Source organism: Pseudomonas sp. P5_109 (genome assembly GCF_034009455.1).
Lineage (GTDB): Bacteria > Pseudomonadota > Gammaproteobacteria > Pseudomonadales > Pseudomonadaceae > Aquipseudomonas.
In genome coordinates this window covers 4,774,876-4,788,926 of the sequence record NZ_CP125380.1, presented here as the reverse complement: position 1 = coordinate 4,788,926, position 14,051 = coordinate 4,774,876, and the positions used below count along the sequence as shown (strand labels likewise).

The 14,051-nt window shown below is 62.9% G+C and carries 11 protein-coding genes; 5 read left to right on the top strand and 6 right to left on the bottom strand.

The window, feature by feature from the left end; all coding sequences use genetic code 11:
- The first annotated feature begins 59 nt into the window (after window positions 1-59).
- The 3 genes from QMK54_RS21290 to QMK54_RS21280 are packed head-to-tail and all read left to right on the top strand — an operon-like array spanning window position 60 to window position 2,924.
- Window positions 60-899, top strand: a complete 840-nt coding sequence (locus QMK54_RS21290; RefSeq protein ID WP_320401290.1) for an SDR family NAD(P)-dependent oxidoreductase — start codon at window positions 60-62, stop codon at window positions 897-899.
- Window positions 886-1,812 carry an alpha/beta hydrolase gene (locus QMK54_RS21285; protein WP_320401289.1) on the top strand — a complete coding sequence of 309 codons (927 nt, stop codon included), beginning with the start codon at window positions 886-888 and terminating at the stop codon, window positions 1,810-1,812. Before QMK54_RS21290 ends, QMK54_RS21285 begins: the two co-directional genes overlap by 14 nt.
- The gene (locus tag QMK54_RS21280; RefSeq protein WP_320401288.1) at window positions 1,809-2,924 is read left to right on the top strand and encodes a 3,4-dihydroxy-2-butanone-4-phosphate synthase; all 1,116 of its coding nucleotides are present in this window, start codon (window positions 1,809-1,811) and stop codon (window positions 2,922-2,924) included. Before QMK54_RS21285 ends, QMK54_RS21280 begins: the two co-directional genes overlap by 4 nt.
- A gap of 191 nt (window positions 2,925-3,115) precedes the next feature.
- Here the strand turns inward: QMK54_RS21280 and surE are convergent, their stop codons facing one another.
- The 3 genes from surE to QMK54_RS21265 all read right to left on the bottom strand — a co-directional run bounded on the left by surE (window position 3,116) and on the right by QMK54_RS21265 (window position 7,094).
- On the bottom strand, window positions 3,116-4,093 hold the full coding sequence (gene surE, locus QMK54_RS21275) for a 5'/3'-nucleotidase SurE (RefSeq protein ID WP_320401287.1): 978 nt from the start codon (window positions 4,091-4,093) through the stop codon (window positions 3,116-3,118).
- An 80-nt stretch (window positions 4,094-4,173) separates the two neighbouring features.
- Window positions 4,174-5,553, bottom strand: coding sequence for a DUF1329 domain-containing protein (locus QMK54_RS21270; RefSeq protein ID WP_320401286.1), 1,380 nt, complete (start codon window positions 5,551-5,553; stop codon window positions 4,174-4,176).
- Window positions 5,554-5,576: 23 nt separating this feature from the next.
- Window positions 5,577-7,094 carry a DUF1302 domain-containing protein gene (locus QMK54_RS21265; protein WP_317851685.1) on the bottom strand — a complete coding sequence of 506 codons (1,518 nt, stop codon included), beginning with the start codon at window positions 7,092-7,094 and terminating at the stop codon, window positions 5,577-5,579.
- A 448-nt stretch (window positions 7,095-7,542) separates the two neighbouring features.
- Here QMK54_RS21265 and QMK54_RS21260 point away from each other — a divergent pair, with 448 nt between their 5' ends.
- Both QMK54_RS21260 and QMK54_RS21255 read left to right on the top strand, forming a co-directional pair.
- Entirely contained in the window at window positions 7,543-9,285 is a 1,743-nt protein-coding gene (locus tag QMK54_RS21260; RefSeq protein WP_320401285.1) for an FAD-binding protein, read from the top strand.
- On the top strand, window positions 9,282-10,160 hold the full coding sequence (locus QMK54_RS21255) for an SDR family NAD(P)-dependent oxidoreductase (protein ID WP_110661166.1): 879 nt from the start codon (window positions 9,282-9,284) through the stop codon (window positions 10,158-10,160). The genes QMK54_RS21260 and QMK54_RS21255 overlap by 4 nt, the downstream gene beginning before the upstream one ends.
- A 172-nt stretch (window positions 10,161-10,332) precedes the next feature.
- Here the strand turns inward: QMK54_RS21255 and QMK54_RS21250 are convergent, their stop codons facing one another.
- The 3 genes from QMK54_RS21250 to QMK54_RS21240 form a co-directional block, all read right to left on the bottom strand.
- Window positions 10,333-11,913 (bottom strand): FadD3 family acyl-CoA ligase, encoded by a 1,581-nt coding sequence (locus QMK54_RS21250; RefSeq protein WP_320401284.1) that lies wholly within the window; start codon window positions 11,911-11,913, stop codon window positions 10,333-10,335.
- Between the two features lie 72 nt (window positions 11,914-11,985).
- Window positions 11,986-12,732, bottom strand: a complete 747-nt coding sequence (locus QMK54_RS21245) for an SDR family NAD(P)-dependent oxidoreductase (RefSeq protein ID WP_110661736.1) — start codon at window positions 12,730-12,732, stop codon at window positions 11,986-11,988.
- 235 nt (window positions 12,733-12,967) lie between these two features.
- The gene (locus tag QMK54_RS21240; RefSeq protein ID WP_110661735.1) at window positions 12,968-14,050 is read right to left on the bottom strand and encodes a ferredoxin--NADP reductase; all 1,083 of its coding nucleotides are present in this window, start codon (window positions 14,048-14,050) and stop codon (window positions 12,968-12,970) included.
- Window position 14,051 lies beyond the last annotated feature (1 nt).

Sequence of the window (14,051 nt, the reverse complement as noted above, 5' to 3'; positions counted from 1 at the left end):
TGGCTGCTTTTGGTTGGCCCGCTCTACTGGCGACATTGGACCCATGGCAGGAGTAGGCGATGAGTAATGAACAAGGGCCGGTAGCGGTGATTACCGGAGCCGCCAGTGGTATTGGTCGAGGCTTGGCCGAACACGCGGCGACGCTGGGCATGCGCCTGGTGCTGGCGGATCGGGATGCAGCGGGCCTGCAAGCCCTGTGCGACGAATTGAAGGCCCGCGGTGTGCAAGCGATTGCCTGCGTCACCGATGTCGGCGATATGAAGCAGGTCGAGCACTTGCGTGATCGGGCTGTCGAGCACTTTGGCGGGGTCGACCTGCTGTTCAACAACGCCGGGGTGATGCAAACCGGCTTCAGCTGGGAAATCACCGAGGCGCAATGGCAGCGCATACTGAACGTCAACCTCAACGGCGTGATCAACGGCATTCGCAGCTTTGTGCCGCTGCTGCTCAGTCAGGGCCGGGTAGCCCATGTGATCAACACGGCGTCCCTTGCCGGGCTGGTCAGCAGTCCGTTGATGGCACCGTACAACGTGACCAAGCAGGCCGTGGTCGCGCTCTCGGAAACCCTGCATTACGAACTCGCCATGCTGGGTGCACCGGTGTCGGTTTCGGTACTGTGCCCGGGGCCGGTGGCCAGTGAAATCATGGCGTCGAACCAGGAAGTGGGCACCGCCGGATCCGACTTCAGTCAACTGCTCGACAGTACCGTTCGCCAGGGTATGACCCCGGCGGAACTGGCCGCGCAAGTGTTCGCCGCCGTCGCGCAAAAGCGTTTCTGGATCCTGCCCCACAAGAGTTTCAAACCGGCCCTTGAACGCCGTCTGCAAAGCATCCTGGGAGAAACCAATCCGCAGTTTCAAATGACTGACGTAGAGGACGATGCCCATGCCGCTCGATAAGCAGATCGCTGGAGTACTCCAGCAGTTTCGCGACATCCCGGAGCCCGATTTCAGCCAGGTCGATGCCGCCCAGTACCGGCAATTCTCCGACAATCTGCTGCCGGCCATTCCCGGCGATCCGATGAGCGAGGTTCGCGACCTGAAAGTAGCTGGCGCGGACGGTGAACTGGATGCACGGCTGTACCGGCCATCGGAAGAGCCCAACCTGCCGTTGCTGGTGTTTTTCCACGGCGGCGGATTCCTCATGGGCAATCTCGATACCCACGACAATCTTTGCCGCTCGCTGGCCCGGCAGACCGAAGCGGTGGTGGTATCGGTCGCCTACCGACTGGCCCCGGAGCACCCATTCCCGGCAGCGCCACTCGATTGTTATGCGGCCACCTGCTGGTTGGTCGAGCACGCGGCTGAACTGCGCGTCGATGGCAGCCGGCTGGCTGTGGCCGGTGACAGTGCCGGGGGCAATCTGGCGCTGGCGGTCAGTCAGTTGGCGGCACAACGCCAGGGGCCGAAGATCAGCTATCAGTGCCTGTTTTACCCGGTAACCGACGCCGGTTGCGACTCTCAGTCCTTTGAAGACTTTGCCCAGAGCTATCTGCTTTCCGCCGGGATGATGCGCTGGTTCTGGCAGCAATATCTGCAAGACGTCGGGCAGGCGGATGATCCTTTGGCCTCGCCGTTGCGCGCCGAGAGCCTTGTCGGATTGCCACCGACGACCCTGATTACCGCCGAATTCGACCCGTTGCGCGATGAGGGCGAGGCAATGGCCGAGTGCCTGCGCGAGGCCGGCGTGCCAGTGCGGGTACAGCGTTGTGACGGCATGATCCACGGCTTTATCAGCATGGCGGCATTTGTCGAAGGGGCGGCACATGCCTTGTCCGATGCGGCGGCCGACCTGCGCGGGGCACTCAAATGAACGGCCTGGTCTTCAACACGGTGCCGCAACTGATCGAGGCCATTGGCGCCGGCCAGATGGTGGTGATCACCGACGACGAACACAACGGCGAAGGCTCGTTGCTGATGGCCGCCGAACAGGCCGGGGCCGAGGCCGTCACCTTCATGGCGGTGCAGGCGCGCGGGCTCATTTGCCTGGCCCTGACCGAGCAGCGCTGCCGTGCGCTGGGCCTGGACCTGATGGTGCCCAATTCCCGGGCACAACATGGCGTGGGTTTTACCCGCTCGATCGAAGCCGCCACCGGAGTGTCCACGGGCATCTCGGCGGCGGACCGGGCGCGGTCGATCCAGGTGGCGGTCGACCCGGCCAGCGTTCCTACGGACCTGGTGCAACCGGGGCATATCTTCCCGGTGCAGGCCTTGCCCGGTGGCGTGATGCAGCGCGCCGGGCATGTCGAGGCGGCCTGCGACCTGACGCGACTGGCAGGGCTGCAACCGGCGGCAACCCTGGTGGGCATTCTCAACGAAGACGGCGAACTGGCCCGTGGTGCCGAGTTGCATGAGTTCGCCCAGCGGCATGGCCTGCGCATCGGCACCATCGTCGACTTGATTCACTACCGCATCCTCCATGAAGGCACGATCGAGCGCGGCGGCGAATATCCATTGCATACCCGCCACGGCGAGTTCCAGGTGACCACCTATCAGGACACCTACCAGGGCTCGTTGCACATGGCGCTGGTCAAGGGCCGGATCGACAGCACGCAACCGGTGCTGGTGCGGGTGCAAAGCATCGAGACGTTGCGTGACGTTCTGGGGTGTGAACGCGAAGGCGGGCCGCAACAGTGGACCCTGGAGCGTTCGCTGGCCAGTATCGCGGCGGCCGGTAGCGGTGTGCTGGTGCTGCTGGCGCAAAAGGAAACCGCCGAGGGCGTGCTCGAACAACTGCGTCAGCGCAACGCAGGCAAGCACTTGGCGTCACAGTTTCCGCAACGGACCCTGGGCATCGGCGCGCAGATCCTGCGCGACCAGAACGTACGCAAATTGCGCCTGATGAGCTCGCCGGTGCCGTACAAGGCCGTGTCCGGGTTTGATCTGGAAGTGACCGAGTTTGTGCCGTTTCAACCAGCAGACTGAAGGCAACACAAAAACCTGTGGGAGCGAGCTTTTGTGGCGAGGGGGCTTGCCCCCGTTCGGCTGCGTAGCAGTCGTAAAATCGGCGAATGCGTTCTCACTGAAAAAACGCGAACACTGATTTTAGGACCGCTGCGCGCCCCAACGGGGGCAAGCCCCCTCGCCACAGGTCAGTGTGGTCCCAAAGATTCAGCTTAAGGCTTGATGCCTCGCAACATCTTCTTCGCCTGATCCTGCATCGCCTGCGGCGCGGTCATGTTGCCGTCGATCACGGTGATCACCGCGTGGCCTTGCCACAGTTGATAGGCATCGGCCTTTTGCTGGGCTTGGGTCGGTGTCGAAGGAGCGGCCAGGTTGACGTGGACCACGCCGTCGGTGCCGCGCTGCGAGGTGAAGTTCACGCGGTCCCAGTTGCCGATCGGCGCAAAGCTCACGCCTTTGACCTCCTCGGGTTTCAGTGGCGGGTAGTTGAGGTTCAAGCCGCTGACACCCGGCAGGCCGAGCACGTTCAAATCACACTGATGTTTATTTTTGGCGCAGGCCTGTCTGGCTTCGGTGCCGGCCAGGCTCGCCTGCTCGATCACCTTCACCGCAAAGCGTGCCGTGTCGTCCATGGCGCCCAGGGTCTTGCGGTAGCCGGCCTGCTGGTCGCGGATGATCAGGTCCATGTCGATACCCGTGGACACCGCCACCGCCGGAATCCCCTTGAACATCGCCCGTACAGCAGCGTTGAGGGTGCCGGACATCTGCGTCAACGGGCCGACGTTTTCACCAAAATTGCTGCCGGACACCACCAGGTCCGGCGGCGAATCCTTGAGGATCACGTCGAGGCCGACGTTGACCGCATCCACTGGCGTACCGATAGCAGAGGTCTTGCCGGCAGGCGGGGTGTAGCCCTCTGGCGGCCCGACACAAAATTTGCCTGGCGCCAGTTCGGTCACCGCCAGGGCCTGGCCGGGTACGACCACGCTGGCGGCGCTGATGCCGCTGCTGTCGTTCAACGGGCCGACCAGGATGACCTTGTGCCCGGCGGCAGTCAGGGCGCGGTACATCGCGTCGATGCCGGGTGCGCGGCAGCCGTCGTCGTTGGTCAGCAGGATGTTCAAGGCATTGGCATGCACCGACAGGCCAACGCTGGCCATGGCGATGACGCCGGTTAGGAATTTGTTCATCGAGGGAGTCTTCCATGGAAGGAGCGGATTTTACAAAGCATAACGCCCCGACCGAATGAATCGGCCGGGGCGTCATGGTTTTAGCGGGTGCCGAGTTTGCGCAGGTTGCCAGGGGTGAATTCGTCTTCGGTGAAGGCGGTGGCGTTGAGCTTGGCCGGTTTCTGATCGACCAGCATGCGGTCAACCAGGTAGGAGCCGGCGATCAGGTCGTGGTAGATGCCGAGGCGAGCGTGGTAACGCTGTATCTCGTAGGCGTAGATCGAGGTCTGCATGTTGGTGCGCCACAACTGGCCGCGGCTGTCATAGTTGTCGGCCATGGTTGCGGACCAGGTGTCCTCGTCCAGGTACAGCACGCGCTTGGCGTAGACGTGGCGGGCACCTTCCTTGAGGGTGGCCTGCAGGACCCAGACGCGGTGTTTTTCGTAGCGCATGTACTGCGGATCGATGTGGCCAGTGGTGTCCAGGATCTGCTCGGCCGTTACGCTCGGGTCGTCGATCTTGTAGTTGTGGTATGGAATGTAGATCTCTTTCTTGCCGACGATGGTCCAGTTGTAGCGGTCCGGCGCACCGTTGAACAAACGGTCTTCGTCGTACACGCGAAAACCTCCCGCGCCGGTCGGCGAGTCGTAGCCCACGGTCGGTGCGCGACGTACCCGGCGTTGACCCGGGCTGTACTGCCAGGCCTGGCGCGGGGCGGCGGTCGGGTTGATGAACTCGTGACCGACGACGATCTCGCCTTTCTTGCGCACCGGTTCCAGGGTGGTGATCAGGAAGTTGGTGAGTACGCCGTTGGCCGTTTCAAGGGTTTTGTCCGGGCTCGACCAGATCGAGTAGATCTTGTAGTTGACCTCTTCGAGTACCTTTTCCTTGTTGGAGTACACCACGGCCTGGCCGTAGTTGGCCTCTTCCGTGTTGGCGCGTCCCTGCAAGGTGTGGTTGAACATCAGCTCGCTGCCGTTCTTCGGGATCGGGAACGGCGAAGCACCCCAAGCGTTCTTGGTGTCGTTGTTGTCATTGTCGAGTTCGGCAGTGACGGCATTTTTCTTGATCAGGTCTTCCAGCTTCTGATCGAGGCGGAAGTCGCGGTGGCTCGGGTACACCGGGATCTTGAAGGTGTCAGGGTAGCGTTTAAGTAACGCTTTCTGGCCATCGCTCAGGTTGTCGGCGTACTTGTCCATGTTCTTCGAATCGATCACGAACAATGGTTTTTCCGCGGCGTACGGGTCCGGGTACGGTGTGCCGGGACCGGCGTATTTGAGTCCCGGTGGCAGGCCGCGCCATTTGCCGGACCAGGCCGGGATGCTGCCATCGGCGTTGCCGGCTTTTTCGGCGCCCATCGGGGTCAGGTCCTGGCCCAGGCGGGCGGCTTCCTCGGGGCCGACCTTGGCGTAGGCCAGGCCACTGCCGAGCAGGCCGACGGTCAGCGCGGTGCTCAATAATGTTTGGGTGAATCTGGACATGCTGTGCTCCTCCGATTGGGGAATCAGAACCGGTACTTGAAGTTGAGCGCGACGTTGTCGCGGTCGGCCAACGGGCTGTTGTTGGCGTTGCCGAGGTAGGCGTTGTAGCGGGCCTCGACGGTGAAGTTGCCCAGGTAGCGCCATGAGCTGCCGATACTGGCGCGGTCGTCGCCTTCACCCGAGTTGATCGAGCCGACCATCGAGCTGTCGCCGTGGGAGGCCGTGCTGTAGGTGATGGGGACCGACATGTCCCAGCCGCTGAACACGTCGTTGTAATCGAAGCTGGCCTGAACCGTGTAACCCCATGCCTCGCGGTCGTAGACCAGGCTGTCGGTGCCCGGAAGCGAGAAGCCCGGCGCCAGGGTCACTGGCTGCGACTTGTCGTTGCTGACGACGGTGTTGTAGACCACCTCACCGGTCAGGGTGGTGTTGTCGGCGAAGGACGTCGGGCCAACCACGTAGATCATCGACGACTGCGCCTGCACGGTCTTGCCACGCACGGGGCTGGAGAAACCGTTGTCGACCATCACCGGCGTACCGTCGCGGTAGCTGACTTCACCGGCCCAGCTAACGTCGCCCAGCACGGTGGCGAAACTCGCGCCGAACAGGTCGATGTTGTCGAAGTAGCGCACCTGGTAGCGGCCCAGGGTCGACGCAAAGTCCAGCGACGGGGTCTTGTCGTGGTAACGCGAGTAGTAGATGCCGAACTCGGTGTTGTTCAGCGACGCGGCGGCGTAGGTGAAGGCAAGGCCGTACTGGCCGCTGTCGCTCGGCTTGTCGTCCTTGAGGCGGGTGACGAAACCGGAGGCGTCGTTGAAGCCGCCTTCATCGATGAAGTCGGTGGTAGAGAAGTAGCTACCCACGCCGAACAGCTCGGTCTTTTCCCACTTGTACTGGTAGTAGGCCTGGATACCCAGGCTTTCGGTCAGGGCGAACTGGGTGAACAGTTGGCCGACCGGCAGCAGGATTTCCTTGACCTCGACGCCCGGGGTCGTTGCCTTGGTCGCGTCCACCGGGCTCTGGGCCGCGGAAATGCCCGGATAGAACAGGCTCTCACCCCAGCTCACCACCTGGTTACCCAGGCGCGCGTTGAGGGCGTGGCCGCTCAGGTCCCAGGTGCCATAGGCGTAGTAATCGAGCATGCGCAGTTCATTGCGATGCTGGTCGATGGTGTCCTGGGAGAATCGGTCAGGCTGGCTGCAATGGCCACCGGCGAAGCAGTTAGAGGTGCCGGTGGTGTTGTCGTTGTCCTGATCGTAGACGTTGTCGTAGAAGCCGGTCGCCCGGACAAACACGCCGTAGTTGTCTTGCCACTTGATGTTGGCTTCGGTGAGAAAGCCGCTGCGGTTGTTGATCAGGCTGCCTTTGTCGAACGCGTTGTCGCCGTCGTTGCCGTTGGCATTGGCGGTCAGTTTGTGATCGCGAGCCTCGGTCCGCCAGGCGAGGCTGTACGTCAGTGTGGTGTCCCAGTCGATGCTCAAGTCTTCGCTTGGCTGGAAGCTCATGGCGTTAACGTGAGCGCTTAGTCCGCCAGCCAGCATCAATAGAACAAGCTGTGTACGAGGGTGCTGTGTTGGTGGGGCGATTATTGTTTTTATCATGTCGTCCTCATGGCCCAGGTCAGACCTGACCGACCTGCATTTCAGGGGGATTGTTGGTGCTGTGGGCGACTATGGAGTCACGACTTGCGCGCAACATCGTCCAAGCGGACTAAGCGATTTGTACGGGGGAACAGCAAACATCGGATCGCTGTAGGAGCCGGCTTGCTGGCGATAGCGTTGTGTCAGATTTCATAAGTGTTGATTGATGCGCCGCCATCGCCAGCAAGCCGGCTCCTACAGGTTCATGGGGTGGCAGCGGGCCTCTCCTTAGTCTTATCGGACGATGAACACCCGGCGTCTGCGGCGAACAATCCCGAGACCGACTGCACCGGGCGAAGATCCGGCGGTGGCGGTTTCTGCCTGATGGGCGCTGAACAAGGGTGATCGCATGAACGCTGCCGGGATCAAATGGGACGAGTGCTGTGATGTGTTGGTGATTGGCTCGGGAGCAGGGGGCATGACCGCTGCGCTGCGCGCTCACGACCTGGGCCTGAATGCGCTGCTGATCGAGAAAAGCGGCGAATATGGCGGCACCTCGGCGGTGTCCGGCGGCGGGATCTGGATCCCCAACAACCACCGGATCAGCGCCATCGGCGGCAGTGATTCGGCAGCCGAAGCGATCGCCTACATCCGCGCCGTGACCAACGGCGAGATCGACGACGGGCGCATCGAAGCCTACGTCGAGCATGGGCGGGAAATGGTCGAGTACCTGGAGCAACACACCCGGGTGCGCTTCGAGGCACAACCTCGTTACTCCGACTACTACCCGGAAGTCGAAGGCGGCAAACCGGGCTATCGCTCGATGGATCCGCAACCGTTCGATGCCGCCGAACTGGGCGAAGAATTCTTGCGCATGCGCGCACCGTCCCCCGGCACCCTGATGATGGGGCGCATGGCGATGACCATGAAAGAGGCGCAAGTGTTGCTGTGCCGCGGCCCTGGCTGGTTGCGCCTGACCCTGCGGGTGATGTGGCGCTACTGGCGTGATCGCGAAGGGCGGCGCTTGTCCCGCCGCGACCGTTTCCTGACCCTGGGCAATGCCCTGATCGGTGCCTTGCGCTGTTCGTTGCAGGATCGCGGCAAGTCGCTGTGGCTCAACTGTGCGCTGGAAGAATTGCTGCTGGTCGGCGACCGGGTCGGCGGGGCGCGGGTCAATCGCAACGGCCAGGTGCTCAACGTCAAGGCGCGCTACGGCGTGATCGTTGCCGCCGGCGGTTTCGAACGTAACCAGGCGATGCGCGAGCAGTATCTGCCGCAACCGTCCCAGGCGAGCTGGAGCGCCACGCCGCCGAACAATACCGGCGACGGCATTCGCGCCGGCCAGGCCATCGGCGCGCGGACCGCGTTGATGGAGCACAGCTGGTGGGCGCCGACCACTTACGTCAAGGGCGAAGAAAAGCAACGTGCGTTGTTTGTCGAACGAACCCTGCCGGGGTGCGTGATGGTCAACGCGGCGGGTGAGCGTTTCGTCAATGAAGCTGCACCCTATACCGACATCGTTTACGCGATGTACGCCAACAACCGCGAAGGCGCCGCGAGCGTGCCGTGCTGGATGGTGTTCGACGCCGAGTTCCGCCGCAAATACCCGTGCGGCGCCTTGCTGCCGGGTTATGCCCAGCGCGATTGGCAATTGCCCGAACACCTGCGCGACTACTTCCACAAGGCGTCGAGCCTGGAAGAACTGGCGACGAAAATCGGCGTCGACGGTGCCGGGCTGGTCCGCACCGTGCAACGCTTCAACGGCATGGCCGTGCAGGGCGTCGATGAGGATTTCCACAAGGGCGACTCGTTGTTCGACCGCTACTACGGCGACCCGAACGTACAACCCAATCCGTGCCTGGCGCCATTGCTCAAGGGGCCGTTCTACGCGGTGCGCATCGACGCCGGCGACATCGGCACCAAGGGTGGCCTGCTGACCGACGTGCATGCCCGCGTGCTGCACGAGGACGGAGAACCGATCAACGGCCTGTACGCCATCGGCAACAGCGCCGCCTCGATGATGGGCCGTACCTATCCGGGTGCCGGTTCGACCATCGGTCCGGCCATGACCTTCGGTTACCTGGCGGCCAATCACATCAAGCGCCAGAGCGAAACCGCTTCGGCCAAAACCTTGTTCGGGAGTGTCGAATGAATCAGCCACGTCAACAAATCGCTGTCGTTACCGGCGCCAGTCGCGGAGTGGGCCAGGGTATCGCCCTGGCCCTTGGGGCGGCGGGCATGACGGTGTATGTCACTGGCCGTGCCCCGGCGCAAGGCGGGTCGAATTTGTACGGACATGCCTTGAACGGTTCGCTGGAGGACACCGCCGCCGCGATCACCGCCGCCGGTGGGCGCGGTATCGCGGTGGTCTGTGATCACGCCGATGACGCGCAGGTCCAGGCACTGTTTGCGAAGGTCGAAGAGGAATGCGGGCATCTGGATTTGCTGGTGAACAACGCCGCGTTCATCCATGACCAGTTGATCGAACCGGGGCCGTTCTGGGCCAAACCGCTGGAACTGGTGCGCATTCTCGACGTCGGTCTGCGCTCGGCCTACATCGCCAGTTACTACGCGGCCCCGCTGTTGCTGAAAAGTGCCCAGGGGCTGATTTGCTTCACTTCGTCATTCGGCGCCGGCTGCTACATGCACGGCCCGGCGTATGGTGCGCAAAAGGCCGGCGTCGACAAGCTGGCGGCCGACATGGCGATCGATTTCGAAGGGCAGGGCGTGGCGGCGCTGTCGCTGTGGCTTGGCCCGCAACTGACCGAACGCACGAAGATTGCCGGCGAGCAGCATGGCGAGCAGTACCAGGCGTTTCTGGCCCACGCCGAAACCCCGCAATTCAACGGGCGGGTGATCCATGCCTTGCTCAATGATCCGCAGTTGATGGCGTTGTCCGGGCAGACCCTGATCACCGCCGAAATCGCCCCCGGCTATGGCATCAGCGAAGCCGAAGGCCGCCAGCCACCGTCCCATCGCGCCATGCTTGGCGATCCGCGCCAGCAGCATCCGGCGCGGGTGGTCTGACTCAGATTAAGTAAGACAAACACAATACCTGTGGGAGCGGGCTTGCTCGCGAAAGCGGCATGTCAGTCAACAATAATGTTGAGGCTGATGACCCCTTCGCGAGCAAGCCCGCTCCCACAGTTGATCGGTGTCGGACGCGAAAACCGAGGACATCCTCCGACTTGGATTGCGATTAACCGACTGGCTGCAATGCCCACTCGCGCAACACATTCTTGGTCACTTTCCCCGCCGCATTGATCGGCATCTTCTGCAGCACCTGGACCCGGCGTGGCACCTTGTAGTTGGCCATCTGCTCACGGCACCAGGCGAGGAAGCGTGCCTGCTCGATCTCGATGCCTGGCGCGGGCAGCAGGAACGCCATTGCCACCTCACCCATGCGCTCGTCAGGAATGCCGATCACCGCGGCCTGGGCCACGCCCGGATAGGTCAGCAGGCACTGTTCGATCTCCGCCGGATATACGTTGAAGCCGCCGGTGATGAACATATCCTTGAGGCGGTCGGTGATGCGCAGGTAACCCTGTTCATCGAGCATGCCGATGTCGCCGGTGTGCAGCCAGCCGTCGGCGTCGAGTAGTTCCTGGCTGGCTTCGGGGTTATTGAGATAACCCTGCATCAGGTTGTAGCCGCGAATCTGCACTTCGCCGGGGATGTTGGCCGGCTGGCTGCGACCGTTGTTGCCGACACAGCGCACTTCTACGCCAGGCATGGCCCGGCCACTGGTGTTGGCGACCCGTTCCGCCGAGTCGCCGGAGCGGCAGATCGTGGCGAAACCGCAGACTTCCGTCAGGCCGTACGCGGTGACGATGGTGGCGAAGCCCAGTTCGTCGCGCATGCGGTGGATCATCTCCACCGGAATCGCTGCCGCCCCGGTCACCGCCACGCGCAAGGAGCTGAGGTCGAATTGGTTGCGTTGCGGATGGGCCAGCAACGACTGATACAACGTCGGTGGCCCGGGCAACACGGTGATGCGTTCGCGCTGCACGCATTCGAGCACGGCCTGCACGTCGAACACCTGCTGCGGCAGGATGGTGCAGCCGCGCATCAGCGCCGCGAGCCAGCCGGCCTTGTAGCCGAAGGAATGGAAGAACGGATTGACGATCAGGTAGCGATCGCTCTCGCGCAAACCGACGATATCGCTCCAGTCGCGCACGATGCGCAGGTTCTGGCCGTGGCTGGTCATCACGCCTTTGGGTTTGCCGGTGGTGCCGGAAGTAAACAGCACATCGGACAAGGCCTGCGGGCCAACGCTCTGTTCGCGGGTGCGCAGGGCCAGGTGCGGCACGTCGGCCGCCAGGTCCATGAACCGTTCCCACGCCAGGGTGCCCGAATTGGCGCCGCGCAGGCTGACGATGTGGCGCAACTCAGGCAGGTCTTCCGAGGCCAGCATGCCGGGGTAGTCCGCGCCGAGGAACTCGCCGATGGCAAACAGCACGCAGGTGCCGCTTTCGCGCAGGATGTAGCCGGCCTCGCTGCCCTTCATCCGGGTGTTGAGCGGCACCAGGGCCGCGCCGACACTTTGCAGGGCGCCGGCGGCGACGATCCATTCCCACACGTTGGGCGCCCAGATCGCCACGCGGTCCCCGACCTGTACGTCGAGGGCCAGCAATGCGCGGGCAGCCTGGCGGCGCAGTTGGTCGAGTTGTCGGTAGCTGATGACGTGGCCCGCGTCCTCGATGGCCGGGCGGTCGCCGTAGGCCTGGGCAGCGTTGGCGAACAGTTGAGCAATGGTCAGTGCGGTGGCGACAGGCGGCATGGGGCCTCCCCGGTTAGAAGACATGTACGAAAAAGGGAGTAGGCCGGGCAGGGCGCCCGGCCGGATTGCGAATTACTGGGCGGGCGGGGCGAAACGGCGACCGGCGGAGAAACCGCCGTCCACGGCGATCATCTGGCCGCTGACAAAGGACGCTTCGTCGGAGGCCAGGAACAGCGCGACGTTGGCCACTTCTTCCGGTTGCCCGGAGCGGTTGAGCATGTGCTGCGAGGCGAAAAACGCGTGGAACGCATCATTGTCACGGACCATGCTGGTCATCGGCGTTTCGATCAGGCCCGGGCACAGGCCGTTGACGCGAACGTTGGCGTAGCCGTAGTCGATGGCCATCGAGCGGGTCAGCTGGTTGATGCCGCCCTTGGACACGTTATAGGCCACGTTGCCGTCGCAACCTTGCAGGCCGAAGATCGAACCGACGTTGATGATCGAGCCGCCGCGTTGTTCCACCATCGACGCCAGCGCGTACTTGCTGGTGAGCATGCTGCCGGTCAGGTTGATGTCCATCACCCGTTGCCAGTTGGCGGTGGTGGTCTGGGTCACGCTGCCCTGGTCGGCGACGCCGGCGGCGTTGACCAGTACATCGATGCGCCCGAAGCGGCTGATGACTTCTTGCATGACCTGTTGCACCTGCGCTTCGTCGCGCACGTCGAGGGTCATGAACAGGCCGGGAAAGTCCGCCGGTGCACTGCCGATGTCCAGCCCGACCACTTGCGCGCCTTCGGCCGCGAAACGGCGCACGCAGGCCAGACCGATCCCCGAAGCGCCGCCGGTGACCACCGCGACCTTATTCTGCAAACGAGCCATAACTGCACCTCTTTATTGTTGTGGGCTAATGCTGTGGCCGAGTCTAACCGCAGACCGGGCCTGGGTGATCGTCCGTTGAGACTAAGGCCAATATTGGTCGGACAGCGGAAACCTGTGGCGAGGGGGCTTGCCCCCGTTCGGCTGCGAAGCAGTCGTCGCTTCGAGATTTTGGGGCCGCTTCGCAGCCCAACGGGGGCAAGCCCCCTCGCCACAGGTACAGTGTTTGTCCTGAATATCAATCCGGGAATTTCAGGCGTACCTTCGCCCCGGTCGGGCGGCTTTGGCAGGCCAGTGTCCAGCCGTCGGCGAGTTCTTTTGCGCTCAACACATCGTTGCGCGCCAGCTGAACCTCACCTTCCTTGACCACGCACATGCAGGCCCCACAGAAACCTTCTTCACAGGATGACGGCACGTCCAGCCCGGCAGCCTTGCAACTTTGCAGCAGGGTGTCACCCGGCTGGCAGGCAATTTCGTGTTGCTGGCCATCGAGTTCGACGATCAATGCTTCACAGTGGGAACCCATCGCGGCCTCGCGGGCGAGGGCTTCTTCGGCCAGCAGTTCGTCAGGGTCTGGCGGTGAGACGAAACGTTCGACATGGATGTGTTCGGCCGCCTCACCCAGCGCCAGCAAGGTGCGTTCCACGGTGTCCATGAACGGGCCCGGCCCGCAGATGAAGTAGTCGCCGCCGGCCGATCCGCGCAGCAGATGACGGACCTGATGGTCCGTCAGGAACCCCTGCACCGAATCGAGGACGTGCACCACGTGCAGTTGATCAGGATGCGCCTTGATCAACCGGCACAGCTCGTCCTTGAAAATCACCGACGCTTCATCGCGGTTGGCGTAGATCAATTTGATCGGCCGCCGGCTACTGTGCAGCACCGACTTGAGAATGGAGAACACCGGGGTGATGCCCGAGCCGCCACCGAACAAGACCAGGGGCTTTTCGCTGTTTGCCTGCGGGTCCAGGCAGAAAAGCCCGGCCGGTGGCAGCACTTCCAGCCAGTCGCCGACCTGGACTTCGTTCATCCAGTTCGACACCCGGCCACCGTCGACCCGTTTTACCGTGACCTTGGGCAGCGCATCCGCGAGGGGCGAGCTGGCCATGGAGTAGCAGCGGGTCAACAATTTGCCAGCGAAGGGCACGCGAAAACTCAGGAACTGGCCCGGTTTGTAGTGAAAGCGCTCACGCAGGTTTGGCGGTACGTCCAGCACCAGCGAGCGCGCGTCAGCGGTCTCGTCGATCACCGCACACACTTGCAATGAGACGCTTCCCGTCGTCGATTCAGCCGGGGTCAGGTTCTGTTGTTGCGTGCCCATA

What these genes read in the sequence shown, in the direction of transcription:
- QMK54_RS21290 (WP_320401290.1), top strand. Translation starts at nt 60, where the DNA reads ATGAGTAATGAACAAGGGCCGGTAGCGGTGATTACCGGAGCCGCCAGT.
- QMK54_RS21285 (WP_320401289.1), top strand. Translation starts at nt 886, where the DNA reads ATGCCGCTCGATAAGCAGATCGCTGGAGTACTCCAGCAGTTTCGCGAC.
- QMK54_RS21280 (WP_320401288.1), top strand. Translation starts at nt 1,809, where the DNA reads ATGAACGGCCTGGTCTTCAACACGGTGCCGCAACTGATCGAGGCCATT.
- surE (WP_320401287.1), bottom strand. Translation starts at nt 4,093, where the DNA reads ATGAACAAATTCCTAACCGGCGTCATCGCCATGGCCAGCGTTGGCCTG.
- QMK54_RS21270 (WP_320401286.1), bottom strand. Translation starts at nt 5,553, where the DNA reads ATGTCCAGATTCACCCAAACATTATTGAGCACCGCGCTGACCGTCGGC.
- QMK54_RS21265 (WP_317851685.1), bottom strand. Translation starts at nt 7,094, where the DNA reads ATGCTGGCTGGCGGACTAAGCGCTCACGTTAACGCCATGAGCTTCCAG.
- QMK54_RS21260 (WP_320401285.1), top strand. Translation starts at nt 7,543, where the DNA reads ATGAACGCTGCCGGGATCAAATGGGACGAGTGCTGTGATGTGTTGGTG.
- QMK54_RS21255 (WP_110661166.1), top strand. Translation starts at nt 9,282, where the DNA reads ATGAATCAGCCACGTCAACAAATCGCTGTCGTTACCGGCGCCAGTCGC.
- QMK54_RS21250 (WP_320401284.1), bottom strand. Translation starts at nt 11,913, where the DNA reads ATGCCGCCTGTCGCCACCGCACTGACCATTGCTCAACTGTTCGCCAAC.
- QMK54_RS21245 (WP_110661736.1), bottom strand. Translation starts at nt 12,732, where the DNA reads ATGGCTCGTTTGCAGAATAAGGTCGCGGTGGTCACCGGCGGCGCTTCG.
- QMK54_RS21240 (WP_110661735.1), bottom strand. Translation starts at nt 14,050, where the DNA reads ATGGGCACGCAACAACAGAACCTGACCCCGGCTGAATCGACGACGGGA.